Annotated in this window: 24 protein-coding genes; 8 read left to right on the plus strand and 16 right to left on the minus strand. The window is 69.9% G+C overall.

The genetic code is table 11. The features are described from left to right. Nucleotides 1-82: 82 nt before the first annotated feature. Nucleotides 83-1,093 (plus strand): M36 family metallopeptidase, encoded by a 1,011-nt coding sequence (locus ACTWQA_RS12725; RefSeq protein WP_443159573.1) that lies wholly within the window; start codon nucleotides 83-85, stop codon nucleotides 1,091-1,093. 45 nt (nucleotides 1,094-1,138) lie between these two features. Here ACTWQA_RS12725 and ACTWQA_RS12730 read toward each other — a convergent pair whose 3' ends face one another. From ACTWQA_RS12730 to ACTWQA_RS12765, 8 genes are read right to left on the minus strand one after another with little or no spacing between them, the layout of a single operon-like run. Further along, complete coding sequence (locus tag ACTWQA_RS12730; protein WP_443159430.1) at nucleotides 1,139-1,420, minus strand: YciI family protein; 282 nt, start codon at nucleotides 1,418-1,420, stop codon at nucleotides 1,139-1,141. Between the two features lie 26 nt (nucleotides 1,421-1,446). Further along, nucleotides 1,447-2,394, minus strand: coding sequence for an amidohydrolase family protein (locus tag ACTWQA_RS12735; protein ID WP_443159431.1), 948 nt, complete (start codon nucleotides 2,392-2,394; stop codon nucleotides 1,447-1,449). 5 nt (nucleotides 2,395-2,399) lie between these two features. Then, nucleotides 2,400-3,515, minus strand: coding sequence for a vWA domain-containing protein (locus ACTWQA_RS12740; protein ID WP_443159432.1), 1,116 nt, complete (start codon nucleotides 3,513-3,515; stop codon nucleotides 2,400-2,402). Then, on the minus strand, nucleotides 3,508-4,365 hold the full coding sequence (locus tag ACTWQA_RS12745) for an AAA family ATPase (RefSeq protein WP_443159433.1): 858 nt from the start codon (nucleotides 4,363-4,365) through the stop codon (nucleotides 3,508-3,510). The genes ACTWQA_RS12740 and ACTWQA_RS12745 overlap by 8 nt, the downstream gene beginning before the upstream one ends. Continuing rightward, nucleotides 4,355-5,371 (minus strand): xanthine dehydrogenase family protein molybdopterin-binding subunit, encoded by a 1,017-nt coding sequence (locus ACTWQA_RS12750; RefSeq protein WP_443159434.1) that lies wholly within the window; start codon nucleotides 5,369-5,371, stop codon nucleotides 4,355-4,357. The genes ACTWQA_RS12745 and ACTWQA_RS12750 overlap by 11 nt, the downstream gene beginning before the upstream one ends. A gap of 3 nt (nucleotides 5,372-5,374) precedes the next feature. After that, nucleotides 5,375-6,754: a xanthine dehydrogenase family protein molybdopterin-binding subunit gene (locus tag ACTWQA_RS12755; RefSeq protein WP_443159435.1), complete on the minus strand. Its 1,380-nt coding sequence runs from the start codon at nucleotides 6,752-6,754 to the stop codon at nucleotides 5,375-5,377. Continuing rightward, nucleotides 6,754-7,257 (minus strand): (2Fe-2S)-binding protein, encoded by a 504-nt coding sequence (locus ACTWQA_RS12760; RefSeq protein ID WP_443159436.1) that lies wholly within the window; start codon nucleotides 7,255-7,257, stop codon nucleotides 6,754-6,756. Before ACTWQA_RS12760 ends, ACTWQA_RS12755 begins: the two co-directional genes overlap by 1 nt. Before the next feature lie 11 nt (nucleotides 7,258-7,268). After that, on the minus strand, nucleotides 7,269-8,066 hold the full coding sequence (locus ACTWQA_RS12765) for an FAD binding domain-containing protein (RefSeq protein WP_443159437.1): 798 nt from the start codon (nucleotides 8,064-8,066) through the stop codon (nucleotides 7,269-7,271). Between the two features lie 94 nt (nucleotides 8,067-8,160). On the opposite strand from ACTWQA_RS12765, the gene ACTWQA_RS12770 reads away from it, so the two are divergent. Next, nucleotides 8,161-8,844, plus strand: a complete 684-nt coding sequence (locus ACTWQA_RS12770; protein WP_443159438.1) for a GntR family transcriptional regulator — start codon at nucleotides 8,161-8,163, stop codon at nucleotides 8,842-8,844. A gap of 54 nt (nucleotides 8,845-8,898) precedes the next feature. On the opposite strand, the gene ACTWQA_RS12775 is transcribed toward ACTWQA_RS12770, so the two are convergent. Then, a complete protein-coding gene (locus ACTWQA_RS12775) occupies nucleotides 8,899-9,363 on the minus strand; it encodes a MarR family winged helix-turn-helix transcriptional regulator (protein WP_443159439.1) in 465 nt (154 codons plus the stop codon). Between the two features lie 180 nt (nucleotides 9,364-9,543). On the opposite strand from ACTWQA_RS12775, the gene ACTWQA_RS12780 reads away from it, so the two are divergent. Further along, nucleotides 9,544-10,365, plus strand: a complete 822-nt coding sequence (locus tag ACTWQA_RS12780; protein ID WP_443159440.1) for an NAD(P)H-binding protein — start codon at nucleotides 9,544-9,546, stop codon at nucleotides 10,363-10,365. Between the two features lie 11 nt (nucleotides 10,366-10,376). Here ACTWQA_RS12780 and ACTWQA_RS12785 read toward each other — a convergent pair whose 3' ends face one another. From ACTWQA_RS12785 to ACTWQA_RS12795, 3 genes are all read right to left on the minus strand, one after another. After that, nucleotides 10,377-10,583: a hypothetical protein gene (locus ACTWQA_RS12785; protein WP_443159441.1), complete on the minus strand. Its 207-nt coding sequence runs from the start codon at nucleotides 10,581-10,583 to the stop codon at nucleotides 10,377-10,379. 13 nt (nucleotides 10,584-10,596) lie between these two features. Continuing rightward, complete coding sequence (locus ACTWQA_RS12790) at nucleotides 10,597-11,226, minus strand: class I SAM-dependent methyltransferase (protein WP_305921975.1); 630 nt, start codon at nucleotides 11,224-11,226, stop codon at nucleotides 10,597-10,599. A 134-nt stretch (nucleotides 11,227-11,360) separates the two neighbouring features. After that, nucleotides 11,361-12,137, minus strand: coding sequence for an Fpg/Nei family DNA glycosylase (locus tag ACTWQA_RS12795; protein WP_443159442.1), 777 nt, complete (start codon nucleotides 12,135-12,137; stop codon nucleotides 11,361-11,363). A gap of 253 nt (nucleotides 12,138-12,390) precedes the next feature. Here ACTWQA_RS12795 and ACTWQA_RS12800 point away from each other — a divergent pair, with 253 nt between their 5' ends. Then, nucleotides 12,391-12,735 (plus strand): YbhB/YbcL family Raf kinase inhibitor-like protein, encoded by a 345-nt coding sequence (locus ACTWQA_RS12800; RefSeq protein ID WP_443159443.1) that lies wholly within the window; start codon nucleotides 12,391-12,393, stop codon nucleotides 12,733-12,735. A gap of 17 nt (nucleotides 12,736-12,752) precedes the next feature. Here the strand turns inward: ACTWQA_RS12800 and ACTWQA_RS12805 are convergent, their stop codons facing one another. Further along, nucleotides 12,753-13,058 (minus strand): BON domain-containing protein, encoded by a 306-nt coding sequence (locus tag ACTWQA_RS12805; protein ID WP_305921978.1) that lies wholly within the window; start codon nucleotides 13,056-13,058, stop codon nucleotides 12,753-12,755. Between the two features lie 185 nt (nucleotides 13,059-13,243). Here ACTWQA_RS12805 and ACTWQA_RS12810 point away from each other — a divergent pair, with 185 nt between their 5' ends. Then, a complete protein-coding gene (locus ACTWQA_RS12810; protein ID WP_443159444.1) occupies nucleotides 13,244-13,873 on the plus strand; it encodes a phosphoribosyltransferase in 630 nt (209 codons plus the stop codon). On the opposite strand, the gene ACTWQA_RS12815 is transcribed toward ACTWQA_RS12810, so the two are convergent. The 3 genes from ACTWQA_RS12815 to ACTWQA_RS12825 form a co-directional block, all read right to left on the minus strand. Continuing rightward, nucleotides 13,870-14,844 carry an FkbM family methyltransferase gene (locus tag ACTWQA_RS12815; protein WP_443159445.1) on the minus strand — a complete coding sequence of 325 codons (975 nt, stop codon included), beginning with the start codon at nucleotides 14,842-14,844 and terminating at the stop codon, nucleotides 13,870-13,872. The two genes, ACTWQA_RS12810 and ACTWQA_RS12815, sit on opposite strands and share 4 nt — an antisense overlap. An 86-nt stretch (nucleotides 14,845-14,930) precedes the next feature. After that, nucleotides 14,931-16,280, minus strand: coding sequence for a sensor histidine kinase (locus ACTWQA_RS12820; protein ID WP_443159446.1), 1,350 nt, complete (start codon nucleotides 16,278-16,280; stop codon nucleotides 14,931-14,933). A gap of 265 nt (nucleotides 16,281-16,545) precedes the next feature. Continuing rightward, nucleotides 16,546-16,848 carry a hypothetical protein gene (locus ACTWQA_RS12825; protein WP_443159447.1) on the minus strand — a complete coding sequence of 101 codons (303 nt, stop codon included), beginning with the start codon at nucleotides 16,846-16,848 and terminating at the stop codon, nucleotides 16,546-16,548. 273 nt (nucleotides 16,849-17,121) lie between these two features. Here ACTWQA_RS12825 and ACTWQA_RS12830 point away from each other — a divergent pair, with 273 nt between their 5' ends. From ACTWQA_RS12830 to ACTWQA_RS12840, 3 genes are all read left to right on the plus strand, one after another. Next, nucleotides 17,122-17,973, plus strand: coding sequence for an endonuclease/exonuclease/phosphatase family protein (locus ACTWQA_RS12830; RefSeq protein ID WP_443159448.1), 852 nt, complete (start codon nucleotides 17,122-17,124; stop codon nucleotides 17,971-17,973). A gap of 178 nt (nucleotides 17,974-18,151) precedes the next feature. After that, complete coding sequence (locus tag ACTWQA_RS12835) at nucleotides 18,152-18,340, plus strand: alkaline phosphatase D family protein (protein WP_443159574.1); 189 nt, start codon at nucleotides 18,152-18,154, stop codon at nucleotides 18,338-18,340. Beyond that, entirely contained in the window at nucleotides 18,337-18,534 is a 198-nt protein-coding gene (locus ACTWQA_RS12840; protein ID WP_443159449.1) for a hypothetical protein, read from the plus strand. The genes ACTWQA_RS12835 and ACTWQA_RS12840 overlap by 4 nt, the downstream gene beginning before the upstream one ends.

An 18,534-nucleotide genomic window follows, 5' to 3' on the forward strand; every position in this document is an offset into this window, starting at 1 on the left:
ATGGACGCCGAAGCCGCCGCTCGCCCGCAGGCCGCGGCTGGTCGACGGCGCAGTCCCTTGGCGCCATAGTACGAGAGTGTTGATGTTCACCCCCCGGCACCGCCGGACCACCGCCTGCCTCACTGTCGCTACCGCCGCCGCGCTGCTCGTCCCCGGCACCGCCCACGCCGGCACCGACCCCACCGCGACGGTCTTCTACCCCAACCCGGTCCAGACCCTCGGCAACCAGTTACTGACGGACGACAAGGACCGCGACAGCGCGGCCTTCGCCCTCGCCTACCGCACCGTCACTCTCACCGACCTGGACGGCTCCGGAACCCTCACCGGGCGTTACGTCCGGGTCAAGAGCGAGACCGGCAAGCCGGCGAGGGGCACCTTCTCCTTCCACCGCGACACCGACCAGTTCGAGCAGGTGATGGGGTACTACTGGGTCACCACCGCCCAGCACTACCTGCAGTCGCTCGGCTTCGGCTCCCGGCTGCGCCCGGTCAATCAGCGCCAGATCGAGTTGCGGATCAACCAGTACGGTCCCGACAACTCCTTCTTCCGCGAGGACAAGGCCAACATCACCCTCGGTAAGGGAGGCGTGGACGACGCGGAGGACGCCGAGGTGATCGTCCACGAGTACGGTCACTCGGTGCAGGACGGTCAGGTGCCTGGCTTCGGCACCACGCTGGAGTCCGGCGCGATCGGCGAGGGCTTCAGCGACTACCTCGCCGTCGCCGTGACGAGCTGGAAGACCGGCGTGCCCGCCAACGCGCCGGAGGCCTGCGTCGCCGACTGGGATGCGGTTTCCTACACCTCTACCACCCCACACTGCCTGCGCCGCCTCGACGGTACCAAGCATTACCCGCAGGACGCGGTGGGCGAGGTCCACCGCGACGGTGAGATCTGGTCGGCGGCCCTGTACGACATCCGTGCCCGCCTGGGTGACAGCCTAGGCAGCACGATCATCATTGATGCCCAGTTCGACTTCGCCAAGGACACCACGTTCCGTGCCGCCGCTGAGGCGACGGTGGCCACGGCGCAACGCCACGGCGCCGCCGCCGCCACCGCAGTCCGCGAGGCCTTCGCATCCCGAGGCCTTCTCTGAACGAACAGCACTCCGCCCTGCAGGCGTGCCTCGCCCTGAGCGGCTCTAGCCGGAGCCGAGCGAGCCGACCGTCACACGCCACTCGCGCAGCTCGCGATCCTTGGTGACCTGCAGCTGTGTGTAGGGGTCCTGGTCGACGAGCGCCTGCGCCGCGGTCTCGTCCGCCGCCTGCAGGACGATCATGCCGGCCGTCAGGTCCGTGTAAGGGCCGGCCGCGACGAGGCTGCCCTGCTCCAGGAGCTTGTTCAGGTGTGCGAGATGGTCCTCGCGGCGCTCCGCTCTCAGTGGGGTGTCGTTGTAGCCGTAGGTCAGGACGAACAGTGCCATGCCGAGATGCTCCTTTTCCGCTGTTTCTACTGTTGGACGACCGGGACCGTCTGACGTTGCCCGTCGAGGCCTCCCAGCCCGTACACCCGTCGTGCGTTGCCGGCGAAGACGTCGCGTTGGCCGGCGGGCGGGAGGTGGGCCAGCGCGTCCTTCCACGTGCCGACCAACTGCGGCATGGTGGTCCAGATCTTCTCGACCGGGAAGTTGGTGCCGAACATGGCCCGGTCGGTGCCGAACCAGCCGATCACCTGGTCGGCGACCATGGAGATGAGATCGGGATCCACGCGGTGGACGAAGGTGCCCTGTCCGGTGAGCTTGACGACGATGTTCGGCCGCTCGGCCAGCGCGGCCATCCCGGCCCGCCACGGCTCGAGCCACTCGTGACCGATGAGCATGCCCGCGTGCACGAGGACGAAGGTGACGTCCGGGAAGGCGGCCGCCAAATCGACCGCATCCGGCATCTGTTCGGGAAAGACCTGCAGTTCGAACAGCCAGCCGAGGTCGGCGAGCGCGCCGATGTTCTTACGGAAGATCGGATCCTTCATGCGGTCGGGCGCCGTGGCGAACCGGAACTCCGGCCGCTCGTGCCAGTGCAGTTGCTGCCGGATCCCCCGGATCAGCGGGGTGAGCGCAGCCTGCCGTCGCATGATCTCCGGAGCGGCCTCGTCGAACATGTCGGCCGACCCGATGACGGCCATCGGCCAGCCCGTCTCCTGATGAACCTCGCGGAGCCATCGCACTTCGTCCACGACCCGGTCGAGCGGCCAGTTCGTCTGTACGTAGACCGACTCGCTGATGCCCGAGGCCGTGGCGTCGGCGATGTACTCGTCGATCAGGTAATCCCGCCTGATCGGCTCGTAAGGTCCGAAGATCCGCGGCACCATCGGGCCGGACAGCCACGGCAGGTCCCCGGCCCGCCAGATGTGATGGTGCGAGTCGACGATGTCGCCCGTGTAGCGGGTCGTCTCCGACATGACGATCACTCCCTGACCAAGGTCTGTACCTGCTCGTACGCCGTACGCAGGTCGCGTACGCCGGCAAGTGCGTCCACACTGCCGAGCACGGCCGACATGCCGCGGGTGACCGGCCGGTACGCCGGGTCGCAGGCGAGCGGCGACCACCACAGCAACCGGTGGCTCAGCAGCGACAACCGCCGCACGGCCGCCTGCATGGGCCCGCAGTCGCCGCGTTCCAGGCCGTCCGAGAGCACGATCACGAGGGCGCCGCGCGCCACGGTGACATAGCGGGCGTTGCCGAGGAACTCCTGGAGCGAGGCGCCGATCCGCGTCCCGCCCTCGGCGTCCAGGACGACGTCGCTCAGCGAGCCCACGGCCGCATCGACGTCCCGGGCGCGCAGCGGCCCGGTGACGCGGGTCAGCCGGGTGCCGAAGGTGAACACCTCGGCGCGTTCGAGGCGTCCGACCACGGCGTGGGCGAAGCGGAGGTAGTCGGAGCTGTGCTGCTTCATCGACCCGGACACGTCGATGAGCAGCAGCACGCGGCGCTGCCGCCGCGGACGGCTCCGCCGCCGCAACGTCACGATCTCGCCGTGGCCGCGCCAGGACTCACGGCAGACCCTGGCGACGTCGATCCACGGACCTCGCCGGGCTGGCCGGCGGCGGCGTGACCGGACCGTCGGCACCGCCCCAGGCAGTTTCCGCCGCAGCAGCGAGAGCACTGCCCGGTCGTCCTCGCTCGCCGGGCCGAACACCGGGCGTCTCTCGCGCTCCGAGGAGCCGGCCTTGAGGCCCGCCTCCCCGCCGAACGTCGCCGTGAAAGGAGCTTCGTCCCCCTCTCCGCCCGGCGCGGGGGTCTCGTCGTCGGGGGACTCCTGATCGCGGACGGGCCGTGCCGCGACCTCCCCGAACCAGCGCTCGAACGTGGGGGAGTAGACCTCCAGGTCCTCGCTGGAGGTGGTGAGCGTGGCCGCCCCGATCCAGTAGAGGTGCGTGGCGTCGCGCGGGCCGGCGGCCTCGATCGCCTGAAGGAAGACCCGCTGTCGGTGCACCGGCACGCGCAGGCCCTGATCGTGCAGGTCCCGCAGGAACCCGTGCACATGATCGCCGATGCGCGCGACGAGGGACCGCTCAGTCACGGAACACGTCCGCGGCATGGCGGCCGACGAGGGCCAGGTCCTCCTCGTGCTTGACGAGCAGCCCCGCGGACCGGCGCATCGCCTCCAGCCAGCTCGAGCCCTCGCGGGCCAGCGCCTGCACGCCGCGGGCCCAGGAGACCGACTCCGCGATGCCGGGGCGCTTCAGCAAGGCCAGTCCGCGGATGTGATGCACGGCGGCCACCAGGCGGGCCGCGCTCCTTTCGTCCAGACCCGGTGCCTGTGCCCGGATGATCGCTCGCTCCCGTTCGGCGTCGGGGAAGGGGATCCAGTGGTAAAGGCACCGGCGCTTGAGCGCGTCGTGCAGTTCGCGCGTCCGGTTCGAGGTGAGGATGACGAACGGAGCGCTCGCCGCCCTGATGGTGCCGATCTCCGGGATGGTGATCTGGAAGTCGCCGAGGAACTCCAGGAGAAACGCCTCGAACTCGCTGTCCGCACGATCGATCTCGTCGATCAGCAGCACCGCCCCGGATGCCGCCCGCAGCGACCGCAGCAGCGGGCGCTGCAGCAGGAACTCCTCGCGGTACAGGTCGCCGACGCCGCGCCCCTCCACCTCGGCGGCCCGCAGGGACAGCAGCTGCTTCGGATAGTCCCACTCGTACAGGGCCTGGGAGGCGTCCAGCCCCTCGTAGCACTGCAGCCGGATCAGCTCGCGGTCGAGGACCCGGGCCAGGACGTTCGCGACCTCGGTCTTGCCGACCCCCGGCTCACCCTCCAGCAGGAGCGGCAGCCCGAGCACGCCGGCCAGGTGGACGGCGGTGAGCAAGCCCTCGTCGGCGAGGTAGCCCTCCGCGGCCAGCCGCCGATCCAGCACGTCCTGATCAGCCGGCACGGCCGGCCCGCAGCTCGTCGAGTCCGCGCAGCACCTTCTCCGGGGTGAACGGCATGCTCGTCAGCCGTACGCCGACCGCGTCGTACACGGCGTTGGCGATCGCGGGGATCGGCGCGTTCGCCGTCATCTCACCGATTCCCTTCGCGCCGAACGGCCCGTTGTCGGCGGGCCGTTCGAGGAACACGCTGGTTTGCACCGGGATGTCGGCCGGCCCCGGCATCAGGTATTCGGTGAAATCGACAGGGCCGTGCTCGCGCGAGCCCGGATAGTACGGCTCGGTCGACTCGAACAGCGCGTGCGACAGGCCCATCCAGGCGCCGCCCTCGACCTGCTGCGTCGCGATGGCCGGGTTGAGCGCCCGGCCGATCTCGTAGGTGTTGTAGAGCCGCAGCACCTCGATCACGCCGGTCTCATCGTCGACCTCGACCTCGGCCACCGTGCACGCGTGCGCCTGGCAGGAGTCCGGGTCCATCTCGCCGGTCTCCGGCACCGGGGTGCTCGGCTCCTTGAGGAAGATGCCCCGGCCGGAGATGGTCCGGCCCTGCCGGAAGTGCGCGGCGAGCGCGACCTCGCTGATGTGGATCTTCTTTTCCGATGATCCTTTGAGGCGGATGAAGCCCGTGCCGTCGGTCTCCAGATCCTCCGCGTCGACTTCCAGCTCGTCGGCGGCGACCTGGAGCATGACGTCCCTGGCCTCGCGCGCCGCCATGATCACGGCATTGCCGACCCGGTGGGTGCCGCGGCTGGCGAACGTCCCCATGCAGTGCGGGCCGGTGTCGGTGTCGGCGGTGTCGACGATGATGTTCTCGATCGGGATGCCGAGCGTCTCCGCCGCGCATTGGGCGACGACCGTCCGCAGCCCCTGGCCGAGATCCACCGAGGAGAGCGTGACGACGAATCCGCCCATCGTGGTGGCGTGGACGAGTGCCTGCGACGGGTCGCCGCCGAGGTTCATCCCGGTCGGGTAGTTGACCGCCGCGTATCCGCGCCCATGATGTAACGCCATCGCTCAGCCCTCCGATCGCTCGGTCGACGACATCGCCCGGTAATCCGGCGGAAGGTCGTGCCCCACCAGGTCAGCGGCGCTCTGGATCACCTCGACCAGCGCCGTGCCGGACGCGATCTTGCGATGCGCTTTCATGTCGCCGTCCCGGTAGGCGTTCTTGAGCCGAAGCTGCAGCGGGTCCATGTTCAGCTCCCGGGCGATGCGGTCCATGTGCGACTCCAGCGCGAAGTCGCCGATCGTGACGCCGAACCCGCGCATGGCGCTGGACGGTGTCCGGTTCGTGTAGACGCAGTAGGCGTCGACGTGGACGTTCGGGATCGTGTACGGGCCGGGCATGTGCGCCGCCGCCTTGGTGGTGCCGTACGGGCTGTGCCGGGAGTACGCGCCCGCGTCCACGTAGAGCGTGATCTTGCGGGCGACGATCCGGCCGTCGTCCATGACGCCGTCCTTGATGACGATGCGCTCGGCCGCGCGTGTGGACGACACCTGCATCTCCTCGGCGCGGCTGTAGACGTACTTGGCGGGCCGGCCGGTGAGCGTGGCGGCGATGCAGGCGAGCGGCTCGACGATGACGTCGACCTTGCCTCCGAACCCGCCCCCGACGGTGCCCCCGACGACGCGCAGGCTGGTGGGCGGGACGCCGAGGATGAGCGCGGTGTTGTCGAGGGTGAAGAAGGCGGCCTGGGTGTTGCTGTGGATCCGCAGCCTGCCGTCGCCCTGGGGGACGACGATGCAGCCGGTCGGCTCGGTCGGCGCGTGTTCGATCGGGGAGGAGCTGTAGCCGCCCTCGATGATGCGGTCCGCCTCCGCGAAGCCCCGCTCGACGTCGCCGAAGCGGACCCGGCGGCAATGATGTCCCTCGTACACGAAGTGGTTGGTGCCCGCCTGCTTGATGATCGGGGCGCCGTCGGCCAGCGCCTCCTCGACGTCGAGAACGGCGGGCAGGTCGGTGTAGTCGACCACGACCCGGGCCGCTCCCTCGCGGGCGGCGTCCTCGGTCTCGGCGACCACGGCGACGATCGGCTCGCCGCGATAGAGGACCCGGTCCTCGGCCAGCACCGGCTCGTCGTCGGGTCCCACGCCGATCAGGCGCAGCACGACGTACCAGTTGCCCGGCACGTCATCGTGGGTGATGACGCGCAGCACGCCCGGCACCGCGAGGGCGCCGGAGACGTCGACCCGATTGATGAGGGCGTGGTGCCGCGTGGACCGGTGGATCTTGACATGTGTCATCCCCGGCAGCGTCATGTCCTCGAAGAAGACCGTGCGGCCGGTGACGTGACCGCGGGCGTCCGAGCGCTGGACCGCGGAGCCGATGACGTCGAAGTCGCCCGCACGCTCGGCCCTGAAGTACGCGACGTCGATCGGGGTGAGGCGTGCCATCAGACCTCGGCCTCCACGGGCTCGACTCGGGCGCCGCGGCGGCGCTCGGCGGCGGTGAGGACGGCGGAGATGATCGGCTCGTATCCGGTGCAGCGGCAGACGTTGCCGCAGATCGCCTCGGTGACCTCCTGACGGGTCGGATCCGGCTTCCGGTTGAGCAGCGCCGTGGCTGACATGATCATCCCGGGGGTGCAGAACCCGCACTGCGTCGCGAAGAGGTCGACGAACGCCTGCTGGACGTCGCTGAGCCGGTCTCCGTCGGCCAAGCCCTCGATCGTCTCCACGGCAGAGCCGTCGACCGTCACGACGGGGATCAGGCACGAGACCACGGGCCGGCCATCCAGCAGCACCGTGCAGCTGCCGCAGCCCCCTTGCGCGCAGCCGCGCTTGACCCCCATCAGCCCGAACGTCTCGCGCAGGGCGTTCAGCAACGTCGTCGACGGCCGGGCGATCAGCTCCCGCTCGCTGCCGTTCAGCTTGAGCGTGACGATTGTCGAGGGCATACGACTCCCTTTCATGCCCCGAGCAGGGCGCGACGCAGGTGGACGGGGTAGACCCGAGCGCGGTACCAGGCGGAGGCGTAGGCGTCGTCGAACGGCTCGATGACGTCCGCTTCGGCCGCCCGGGCGATGACTTCGGCGTTCAGCGGCGCGCCCAGCAGAACGCGCTCGGCGCCGACCGCGCGCACCAGGCGGCGCGCGAGGCCGCCGAGCACGAGACGCACGTCGCCGACCAGGCCATCTTCGATCGTGATCCGGGCCGCCACCGTGACGATGGATCCCGAGTTGAGACGCCGCCGAGCCGCCTTGTAAAACCGGAACGCGTCCTTCGCCGGAGCGGTGAACCGGACACGGGTCACCAACTCGCCCGGCCGCGGGCCGTCGGTGACGACCCGCTCGAGCGGCTCGCGGCGCGCGCCGTCGGCGCCGAGCACGTCCAGCTCCGCGTCCAGGGCCAGCAGAGCCGCCGCCAGGTCGCCGTACGGCTGCGGCACGAAAAGGTTGCCGGCCACGGTGGCGAGGCTGCGGACCGGCGGGGAGGCGATCGAGCGGACACAGCCGGACAGGTAGCTCAACCGGGCGTCGTCCTCGATGTCCGCGAGTGTGGTGGCCGCCCCTAGGGTCACGGTGGCGCCGGCGACGTCGATGCCGGAAAGTCCCGCCCTGCGCAGGCTGACCAGCCGCAGGTCGCCGCCGGCTTGATCGTTCAGCCGGGCCATCAGATGGGTGCCGCCGCCGAGGGGCAGGGCCCCCGCCTGAAGCGCCGCATGAGCCGCCTCGGCGCTCTCCGGCATCTGAACCGATATCAGCATGCGCACTCCCATTATCGATATCGATAATTTGAGCATAGGTGGCATGATCTAAGAGTCAAGGGCGCTCTGGGCCCTCAACGTCACAGGAGGCTTGTTGTCGGAAAACCTCGTCCCGCGCTCCGCGCGGCCGACGCTGAGCCAGCAGATCCGCGACGGTCTGCTGCAGCGGATCGTCGCCGGCGAGCTCGGCGAGGGGGACCGGCTGATCGAGACGAAGATCGCCATCGAGTTCGGCACCAGCCAGGCCCCGGTCCGGGAGGCGCTTCGGCAGCTCGAGGGCCTCGGCCTCATCGAGGGCCAGCCTCGTCACGGCAGCCGGGTGCTTCCCTTCGCCGAGCAGACGATCCGCGAGGCGTACATCGTACGGGCGGCACTGGAGGAGACGGCGACGCGGCTCGCCATGCTGGCCGGAACCCTCCCCTTCGACCGGCTGGGGGAGGCGGTCGAGGAGATGTACCGCTGCGCCCGGGACAACGACGTGCACGGCATCGGCCTTGCCAGCGCGCGGTTTCACCGGCACGTCGTCCAGGCCGGCGGCAACGGGCTGCTGACCCGCGCCTGGGAGGCGCTGCAGATCGAGGCGCGCACGGCCATCGCCCTGATGGTCACCAGGCCGGAGCTCGAGCGGGTCGCCGATGAGCACCGCGAGCTCCTGGACGTCATGCGCGCCGGTGACGTCGAGATGGCCTGCCGTCACGCCCGCGACCACCAGTGGGCCTACGCCGACACGCCGCACGACCCGTACGGAACGCCGAAACATGAGGACTGGAACGTGTGACGGCAGACCCGCATCACGGGCTGAATCGTCGCGCGGGCTCGTCGCGTTCCGGGCTCACGAGTCCGCGGTGAGCCGCTGCGCCTGCGCACGGCCGACCGCGGCCGCCCGGTGGAGAAAGTCGGCGATCAGGGCCAGCTCCGCGTCGTTGTAGCGGTCGAGCGCCTCGGCGAACGCCCTGCCCGGGATCTCCCAAGCCGAGCCGATCTGCGCGCGGGCTTCGGGGGCGAGGGCGACCAGGGCCCGCCTGCGGTCGCCGGGGTCGGCCTGTCGCACGACGAGGCCTGCTTTGTCCAGGCGGTCGATCAGGCGGGTGGCCGCGCTGGGGGTCAGGCCGGTGAGGCGGGCGATCTCGCCACTGCTCACGGGGCCCGACTCCAGGTCGAGCAGCGCCACGCACTGCAGGTCGGTGGGGTGGATGCCGAGCCGGTCGGCCATGGCCTGGTTGAACAGCGTGTAGGCCGCGTAATGGCGCTGGCTCTCATCGGCGATGCGCTTCAACGTCTCGGCTCGGTTTGACACAGGCCGCTCCATGCTTCTAATAATTTGCATCATGCAAACTTTGCGTGGATCAAAGTGTGCGTCACGCCTTCATCCTAGCGGGAGACCCGCATGCTCGTCCGCGCGTCTCGCCCGCTCCTGCCTGGTGTGGCTCCTGCCGAGCACACCGCAGACCCTCCACTCGAAGGGATATCAACAGAAATGACCACTCTTGTCACCGGCGCCCGCGGTGCCGTCGCCAGCGCGCTCATCGGCCTCCTGCGCGAGCAGGGGCGGCCCGTCCGCCCGGCCTCCAAGGCCCCCGCCGACCCGTCGGTCGTCAAGTGCGACTTGAGCGACCCGTCCACCTTCACCGCCGCCCTCGCGGGCGTGACGTCGGTGTTCCTGTACGCCGAGCCCTCGCACGCCGTCGAATTCGCCGAAACGGCCGCCGCGGCCGGAGTCGAGCACATCGTGCTGCTGTCCTCATCGGCCGTGCTCACGCCCGATCCCGACGCCGGCCCGCTGGCCAAGTCCCACATCGACGCGGAACGCGCCGTGGCCGCCTCGCCGGTGCGGAGCACGTCGCTGCGGCCCGGCACCTTCTGCGGCAACGCGATGGCATGGTCGTGGCCGGTCAAATCCGGGACGCCGATCAGCCTGCCGTACCCGGATGCGCACATCGATGCCGTCCACGAGGCCGACGTCGCCGCGGTGGCCGCCGCCGTGCTCGCCGACCCCGCGCTCGGCGGCCGGCCGTACACGCTGACCGGGCCGCAGTCGCTCACGTTCACCGACCAGATCGGCATCCTGTCCCGCGTCACCGGGCGTGACATTTCCGTCAAGCACGTCACCCGGCAGGAGTGGAAGGCCGAGATGGCCCAGTACATCGACGGGCCCGTCGCCGACGCGCTCCTGGACTACTGGCAGAGCTGCGACGGCCGGCCGGCCGAGCTCACCACGGTCGTCGAAGAGTTGACCGGGCATCCCGCGCGCACCTTCGCCTCATGGGCCGAGCAACACCGAGCTGCCTTCGTCGACTAACCCGTCGGTGGTTAGCCGGTCACCACGTGCATGTACCACTGCCGTGACCGGTCGCTGTCGCAGTCGTACTGGACGAGACCGACGTTGTTCCAGGTGGCGACGCCGCCGGCGACGGTGACGCATTTACCGGTCAGCCGGTTGATCAGGATGACCTCGCTACCAGCGGTGGCGCCGGCCGGCGCGGACAGGGCGGTCAGGCTCAGGGCGAGGGTGGCCACCGCTCATACGCGACTAGTCACCGTCGCCGACGGCCCGCCTCGCCCGGGGACGGCGGGCTAGGTAGACCACCGCGGGTGGCAGGTTGCGCCAGACGGTCGTGCTCGTCACGACCTCCTCGAACTCTGTCCGCAGGCCGCCGAGCAGCCGCCTCGCCGGGGCGGCCCAGCGCGTCCAGTTGTAGGCGAACTGCGTATAGACCCCCGCCGGGGAGAGCACGCGGGCCACCGACTCGATCAGAGGGGGCTGCCCGGCGTAGGCGACCCACGGCAGGCCGCTGACCACCACGTCCACCGGCCCGACGCCGAGCCTGGCGAGCAGGCCGGGCAGGTGTGCGGCGTCCTCGCACACCACCTCGACCGACGGGTACGCCCGCGCGATCTCCGCCGCGAACCGGTCGTTGAGCTCGACCACGATGTGCCTGCCGCAACCGCCCAGCCGTCGCTGGATGGCAGAGGTGAAGGCGCCCGTCCCCGCGCCGAGCTCGACCACCACCGGCTCGCCGCGCTCCGGGACGCCCACCACCATTTGCGCCGCCAGCCGCGCCGAGCTCGGCAGCACGGAAGCCGTGCGCAGCGGCGACCTGACGAATTCCCACAGGAATCGACCGCTGCCGGCGCCACGGCGCTCCTGATCGATTGTCACAGTCCTGCTCCCCGAGCTCGCTCCGCCATCCTGCTCAAATCCTGGCGTACGTGCGGCGGTGCGGTATTGCACGCACGTGGCTCAGAGGTGAACACAAGCGATCTTGCGCAGGCTCCCGGCGTGGCAGCGGCCGGTCAGGAAGGTTGGCAGCGGGGGCACCAGACGGTTGTACGGCCCGCGATACGGCGGCTGGACAAGGGCGTGCCGCAGCGCGGGCAGGGGCCATCGGGCTCGTCGCGGATCCCGGTGAGCCAGGTGTCACGCGCGGGCACGCATTCGGCCTTGATCGCCTCTCGCAGGACCCGGCGCATCGCCTCGTACAACGCGGCGTGTTCGCCTTCGTCCAGATCTCCCACGGCACGCAGCGGATAGATCCGGGCATGCCAGCAAATTTCGTCGGCGAGCAGGTTGCCCAGGCCGGCGATGAACGTCTGGTCGGTCAGCACCGACTTGAGCCGCCCCCGGCGACCCGACAGCAGCTCGTCGAAGCGCTCGCGTGACACCTCGCGCGCGTCCGGGCCGAGCTCGCCGAGCACCCGCTCGACCTGAGTCTCGTCGCCGGCAAGGCGGATGCCCTGGAGTTTCCGCATGTCACGAAAGCGCAGCTCACCGTCGTCGAACTGCCAGACGACCCGGTCATGCCGGTGCAACGGCTCGCCGGGCGGATGCCAGGACAGTGAGCCGGTCATGCCGAAGTGCAGCATCAGGACCGGCCCGCCGGCCGGGGCGATCAGCCACTTGCCGTGCCGTCGCGGCCGCTCGAACCGGTGTCCCCGCAGTGCCCCGGCCAGTTGCCGCGCGCCGATGCCGCGAAGGACCCCGGGGTCGCGCACGCGCACGCCCCTGATCGGCTCGCCGGTGTGCTCGGACAGCACCCTGCGGAAGCCCTCCACGTCAGGAAGTTCCGGCATGAGGAAAGCCCTGCCCACGCAGCCCCGCCTCATCTCTGAGCCCGCTGTGTGTCCACCGCGCCGAAGGCCTCGCCGGTCACCTGCGCCGCCGCCGAGGTGGGGTTGAGGCAGGTGTGGAGCCTCATTCGTGGGGCAACGGGTGGGCATGGCTGGAATAACACTGCGGAGCAGCGCATTCAGTGATCATGCGATGATCCCACGCGAACACTCCCACGAGGCCGGCGACGTCTCCCCGGCGTTGGAGTGAGCCGGCGTGCCGGACGAGGCGGCCGAGCTGGCGCTGCTGTGCGAGGATCCCGACGCCCCCGGCGGCACCTTCACCCACTGGCTGGTCGCCGGCATCCCGCCGGACGCCTCCGGTCTGGAAGCAGGTGACGAGCTGAAGGCCTTCACCGTCGGCCGTAACGACTTCGGCACGCAGGGATACGGTGGGCCGCATCCGCCGCCGGGCGATGCTCCGCATCGCTACTTCTTCCGCCTCTATGCCCTGCCCGCGCCGACCGGCCTGGCCGACGGCTTCTCCGCCGCGGAGTTCCGGCGCGCTACCAAGGGAAACGTGCTCGCCTCGGGCACGCTGGTCGGCACGTACGGACGATAGGCCGGGCTCACCGTTTCCTAGGGAGCGCCACTCTGGCGGATCACGAGCTGGTTGCTGACGTCAACCACGCCCGGCGTGTCCCAGGCGTCATCGCCGGCCGCGCGCTTGGCCAGCCAGGTGCTCACGTCACCACCCAGAATGACGACCCGCTGCTTGACGTCCACCCGGATGTCGGCGTCCTTGGTGTGCGGGTTGTCCCGTAGTCGATCGACCAGCTGGGACTTGATCTCGCGGTCGGTCGGCACGGCCGGGTGCTGGTCCCGCCAGCCGTAGTAGTAGCGGTCCGGCGGGTAGCTCCAGGCCGGGAGCGGGGACGGGGACATGATGTGCCTCCATGATCTCGACCGATGTCATCAGTCCGCTACCCGTGCCAGGGCCGGGCTATCACCCCAGGTCAGGAGGCCCGGCCACGGTTCGATGTTGACTGCTGCGGCCGGCGGGCAGGGTGGCCTCATGGGCTTCCTCGCGACCAAGGACTTCCGCCGGATCCCAGCTGAGGTGATCAAGCATGTTCGCTGACCGCACGGACGCCGGACGCCGTCTGGCGGCACGCCTGCAGCACCTGCGCGGGCAGGACGTCGTGGTCCTCGGCCTGCCGCGCGGCGGGGTGGCGGTGGCGTTCGAGGTGGCCCGGGAGCTCGGGGCGCCGCTGGATGTCATCCTGGTCCGCAAGCTGGGCGTCCCGATCCAGCCCGAGCTGGGGTTCGGGGCGATCGGTGAGGACGGCGTACGCGTCATCAACCCGGCGATCGTGGATACCGCCCGCCTGACCGCCGGCGACATGGAACAGGTGGAGGAGCACGAACGCGAGGTGCTCGGCCGCCGGGTGGAGCAGGTCCGCGCCGGACGGCCGAAGCTGCCCCTGACCGGCCGGATCGCGCTCATCGTCGACGACGGGATCGCCACCGGAGCCACCGCCCGCGCCGCATGCCAGGTCGCCCGCGCCCAGGGGGCCTCCCGCGTCGTCCTGGCCGTGCCGGTGTGCCCGCCCGAGGCGGCCGAGCAGTTGCGCGCCGACGCCGACGAGGTGATCTGCATGGAGACACCCGGCGATCTCGGCGGCATCAGCCAGTGGTACCACGACTTCCGCCAGGTCGACGACGAGGAGGTCGCCGACCTCCTGCGCAGCGCCGGCTAGAGGCCGTGCCATTGCCGGACTGCGTCCAGGTGCTCCTGGCGGCCGATGGCCACGAGATTGGAGCGGTAGAGGCCGATCGTGCCAGGGGCGTCGAGGTCGGCTCGGGTGCACGAACGCAGGACATTGTCCAGCTCGTCCACCAGCAAGACCCAGCGATAGCGGCCGAAGACGAGGTCGAGCAGGGCACCCGCGTCGCCGCCGCAGTTGGCCTGGAGCTCGGGATGCAGCTCGAACAGCAGCGTCGGCGACGAGGCCAGGGTCTGAGCCGCACCTTGGAGCACGAAGCCCTCGTACCCCTCGACATCGATCTTGATGACGTCGGGCGGCCCGAGGCCGCTGCCGTCGAGGTAAGCGTCGATCGATGTCATGGGTACGGTGACGGCACCGGCAGGCGTTCCCACATTCGCCACGGCGGCCGAGTGTTTGCCGGACTGCTCGCCTGACAGGTGGAGGGTCAACTCACCGGGTGCGGACCCGACGGCCATCTCTTCTACGGTCACGCGGCCGGCCAGCTCGTTGCCCTCGACGTTGCGCCGCAGGTAGGCGACGTTCTCCGGAACCGGCTCGAAAGCGATCAACCGTCCGTCCCGCGGCAACCGCACAGCGCCCGTACAGGCGTAGACGCCGATGTTCGCTCCGACGTCGACGATCGAACGGCTCACCGAGGCCAGCCGCTCGAAGACGCGGACCTCGAACTCCTCGTAATAGCCCGCCGAGATCGACGGCATGATCGTCGCGTCCCACGCCGGACCGGTCAGCACGATGCCTCGGTAGTGCACCTTCACATCTCGATCGCCGGCGGCCACGCCTACCCGGAACACCATGTGGTAAATCCGGTTGACCAGCGGGAACCGCCGGATGCTCCGGCCCCCTAGCACGGTGCGGGTCAGCCGGCTCCTGTTCGCCGCCCTCGCCGCGCGCATCATCCCGATAGCGATGGTTTGCCGCAGTCGCTTCAGAGAAGGGGGCATGCTGAAGAAATTTATCAAGCCGACGAGCCATATGTCGGTATATCCGCAACCCCAACAGGTCGATGGCCGCCCATCCCGGGCCGGCTTCAGTCCGGCGCCAGTGGCAGGCGCAGGACGAAGTTGGCGCCCCGCGGCGAGTCCTCCACGGTCAGCATGCCTTGATGCGTCTGCGCGATGGCCCGCGAGATGGCGAGGCCGAGACCACTGCCGTGCGGATCGCGCCGGCGCCCTTCGGTCAGGCGGACGAAGGGCGTGAAGATCCGCTCGCGGTCGGCCGGCGGGATGCCGGCGCCGTCGTCGAGCACACTGACCGTCGCGTGCCCGTCCGCGCGCACCACGCTCACCTCGACACGGGTCAGAGCGTGACGCTGGGCGTTCACGAGCAGGTTCACCAGCACCTCGGCGATCTGGACGGGGTTGCCGAACACCGCCACGTTCTCGTCGGCGTGGATGCGGATCGGCACCTTCCCGCCCCGTCGTGCGACCTCCTCGCGTGCCAACGCGGTGAGATCCACCCGCTGGGGCGTGTGCGACGAGGTGCGCACGCGGGTCAGCGCCAGCATCTCATCGATGATCAGCTGGCAGCGCTCCAGCGTGGCCAGCGCATCGTCTATCGCCGTACGCGGGTCCACGTCGGAATACAGCTGAGCCTCTTCCAACTGAGTACGCAGTCCGGTCAGCGGGGTGCGCAACTCGTGAGACACCATCGAGGCGAAGTGACGCTGATGGTCGACCGCCTCCTGCAGCCGCGACAGCGTCTCGTTGGCGGTGCGGGCCAGCAGTGCGATCGCGTCCTGCCCGGACGGCTGCGGCACGCGCATGCTCAAGTCAGTCACGGTGACCTGGGCGATCCGCCTGCTTATCGCCTCCACCGGGCGCAACGCCTGCCGGACCAGAATCCAGGCCACGCCCGCGAACAACCCGCTGGCCAGCAGGACGGCGGCGCCGAGGAGAAGCTCCAAGGTGTGCGTGGCCAGGATCGCGGGTTGCGCGCGACCGGCGTACACGATGTGGGATTCGCCGCCCCACAGCAGTTGCTCCTCTTGCGGCGAGGGCCTGACGGCCGTGAACATCACGCACTGGGTGGCGGAACATTCCGTGCGATGCTGGATGCGATCATCGGATGAGGGCCAATATTTGCTCAGCGCCGGGCGGCCGGCAACTGCTCTGCTGGCCGACTCGACCTCGCCGGATGAGTTGACCAGCTGGATCAGGTTGACGTCCGAGGCGGTGACCGGGGGCGGGGGCCGTGCCTCGTTCATCGCTCCGATCCAGTCGACCGCCGCCCGCTCGGTGTCTTCGAAGACACGCTGCTCCACGTCGACGCGGATCGAGAAATCCGCGACGATTCCCACGGCGCTGAGAGCCAGCAGCGACAAGAGCCCCGTTGCCAAGGTCAGCGTCGCCTGGACAGAAAGGCGACGGGGAAACGACACTTTGCGACCTTTCCGGTGTCTGCCGGCCTCGGAGAAGGCGCCAGACACGTTCAGCTCTCGATGTTCCCGCCTTTCCTGCCGTCGGCGTGTCCATCCGGCACCTGGCACCTGACGTCCGCTGAGAGGCGCCAGATCCCGCGCCACCTCACGTTGTCCTGTCCGTGGTGCCTATGAAAGGCAATCTTGCAGCTCACGGCTATCATTTCCCTCGCCGGTCGCGGAAGACGACCCTGCCTACGGTCAAAGTTCTTTGGCCGTCCTTTGGTCAGGCCCGCTCAGGCTGCCGGACGCGGCGCAGGAGGCGGGCGATCAGCGCCGGCATGGCGAGCACGGCCGCGAGGATACCGAGGGCCGCGGTGCCGGCGAGCGTCCATTCGAACGTGCTCGGAATGGCCTGGTCACTGACCGCGCTCAGATCCTGGATGGCGACGCCGGTCCCCAGGACACACAGCAGGCCCGAGCACAGCACCAGCGGGATCAATCCGCGGCGGCGGCGGGTGAAGGCCACGCCTGCCGCCACTCCGACGACGATCGCGCTCGCGAGCCCCGCACCCAACCTGACCAGCACTCTTTCCCGCCCTTTACTGTCTTTCTTCACCGCTCTGATCGGGACGCTCAGGCGGGAGCCAGGTACGCCGAGAAGTCCGCAAGCGGTTCTATCGCCCGCACGCTGACGATGTCCATGGCAAAGCTTCACAACGCGATCCATCGTGGAGATCCGCGAACGGGCCGCTGACCGTCACGGCAGCCGGGTGGCCGTGAGCAGGGCGGTCATGTGCCGGGTGCCACGCCGTCACCGATCCGCCACGCGGAAGTCACGGCCGGCCGTCATGATCTCGGCATGTTCGCGTCACGCTTAGCACAGGTAGCCCGCCGTACCGCGGGAATCGCCGCGGCCGCCGTCCTCGTGATCACGGCCGCCACCACCACGGCGAACGCCGCCTCGGACGTGCCCGATCGTCGCATCAGGGTCGCGACCTTCAACATCCACCACGCCCAGGGCGTGGACGACAAGCTGAACCTGGAGCGCGTCGCCGATGTGATCCGCACCGGCGAGGCCGACATCGTGGGCCTGCAGGAGGTCGACCGGCACTGGTCCGAGCGGAGCGAGTTCGCCGACCAGGCGTCCTGGCTGGCCGAGCGGCTGCACATGCACGTGGTCTACGGCGCCAACCTCGACCTCGACCCGGCCACCCCCGGCGCGCCGCGCCGCCAGTACGGCACCGCGATCCTGTCCCGCTACCCCATCCTCGACTGGGACAACACCCTGCTGCCGCGTTACGACGGCCACGAGCAGCGTGGCCTCCTGCGGGCCCTGGTTCAGGTGCGCGGAGTGCGCGTGCAGGTGTTCAACACCCACCTGCAGCACAACAACGCCAACGAGCGCCTGGAGCAGGTGCGCGCCATCCAACCCCTGGTCGGCGCGCGCGAGGAGCCGGTGGTGCTCACCGGGGACCTCAACGCCCGCCCCGACGCGCCGGAGATCCGCGCCCTGTCCGACACCCTGACCGACACCTGGCCGCGGGCGGGCGCGGGTGAGGGCTACACCTACCCGGTGGCGAGCCCGAACGCGCGCATCGACTACGTGTTCGCCTCGGCCGACGTCCGGGTCGAGTCGGCCGCCGTCGTCGCGAGCGATGCCTCGGACCACCTGCCGCTGTTCGTCGACCTGCTGGTCGGCCGCCGTGGCTGATGCCCTCCGGCGTCACGGATTCCTCGGGCGACCCGACGCCGGGTGGCGTGGTGTTGTGGACCCGCCTGGTGCTTGATCCGTTCAGCCCCGACGGCGGCATGCCGAGCCGTGCGGTGCCGGTGGACGGGCTGCAGCCAGTCCCCGCCGATGGCGGCATGCGCAAGACCGCGACGACCTGCTGGACACCCGGCAGTACCGCAGCGCGCCGCCGTGCGGCTGGGGCGAGGCCCCCGCGTGCGCGGCCGGGAACGACCCGGCCAAGGGCACCATGCTCGGCACCACGCAGGAGCGGTGGCTCCTGGACGGACTGTACGCGTCCAAGGCCCGGTGGAACGTGATCGCTATGGGCCCTACTACGGGCCCATGATCAACAAGTGGAATCCGCACATCAAGTTCTTCGACGGCGACCGCCGCGGCTACGTCACGTGCCGGCTTGACGAGCACGAATGGCGCACCGACGTGCGCATGGTGCCCACCGTCAGCCGGGCGGACGCCACCGCCACGACCTTCGCCCGCGCATTGACCGTTCGGGCGGGAAGAACCGGGTCCGGAGCCCGGTGA

It is taken from the genome of Nonomuraea sp. 10N515B (assembly GCF_052245915.1).
GTDB lineage: Bacteria > Actinomycetota > Actinomycetes > Streptosporangiales > Streptosporangiaceae > Nonomuraea.

Bases quoted from the DNA above. Each gene is read 5' to 3' on its own strand.
- ACTWQA_RS12805 (WP_305921978.1), bottom strand. From the start codon at position 13,058: ATGTCCCCGTCCCCGCTCCCGGCCTGGAGCTACCCGCCGGACCGCTAC.
- ACTWQA_RS12795 (WP_443159442.1), bottom strand. From the start codon at position 12,137: ATGCCGGAACTTCCTGACGTGGAGGGCTTCCGCAGGGTGCTGTCCGAG.
- ACTWQA_RS12730 (WP_443159430.1), bottom strand. From the start codon at position 1,420: ATGGCACTGTTCGTCCTGACCTACGGCTACAACGACACCCCACTGAGA.
- ACTWQA_RS12780 (WP_443159440.1), top strand. From the start codon at position 9,544: ATGACCACTCTTGTCACCGGCGCCCGCGGTGCCGTCGCCAGCGCGCTC.
- ACTWQA_RS12810 (WP_443159444.1), top strand. From the start codon at position 13,244: ATGTTCGCTGACCGCACGGACGCCGGACGCCGTCTGGCGGCACGCCTG.
- ACTWQA_RS12815 (WP_443159445.1), bottom strand. From the start codon at position 14,844: ATGCCCCCTTCTCTGAAGCGACTGCGGCAAACCATCGCTATCGGGATG.
- ACTWQA_RS12760 (WP_443159436.1), bottom strand. From the start codon at position 7,257: ATGCCCTCGACAATCGTCACGCTCAAGCTGAACGGCAGCGAGCGGGAG.
- ACTWQA_RS12750 (WP_443159434.1), bottom strand. From the start codon at position 5,371: ATGGCGTTACATCATGGGCGCGGATACGCGGCGGTCAACTACCCGACC.
- ACTWQA_RS12725 (WP_443159573.1), top strand. From the start codon at position 83: ATGTTCACCCCCCGGCACCGCCGGACCACCGCCTGCCTCACTGTCGCT.
- ACTWQA_RS12840 (WP_443159449.1), top strand. From the start codon at position 18,337: ATGATCAACAAGTGGAATCCGCACATCAAGTTCTTCGACGGCGACCGC.
- ACTWQA_RS12830 (WP_443159448.1), top strand. From the start codon at position 17,122: ATGTTCGCGTCACGCTTAGCACAGGTAGCCCGCCGTACCGCGGGAATC.
- ACTWQA_RS12755 (WP_443159435.1), bottom strand. From the start codon at position 6,754: ATGGCACGCCTCACCCCGATCGACGTCGCGTACTTCAGGGCCGAGCGT.
- ACTWQA_RS12735 (WP_443159431.1), bottom strand. From the start codon at position 2,394: ATGTCGGAGACGACCCGCTACACGGGCGACATCGTCGACTCGCACCAT.
- ACTWQA_RS12765 (WP_443159437.1), bottom strand. From the start codon at position 8,066: ATGCTGATATCGGTTCAGATGCCGGAGAGCGCCGAGGCGGCTCATGCG.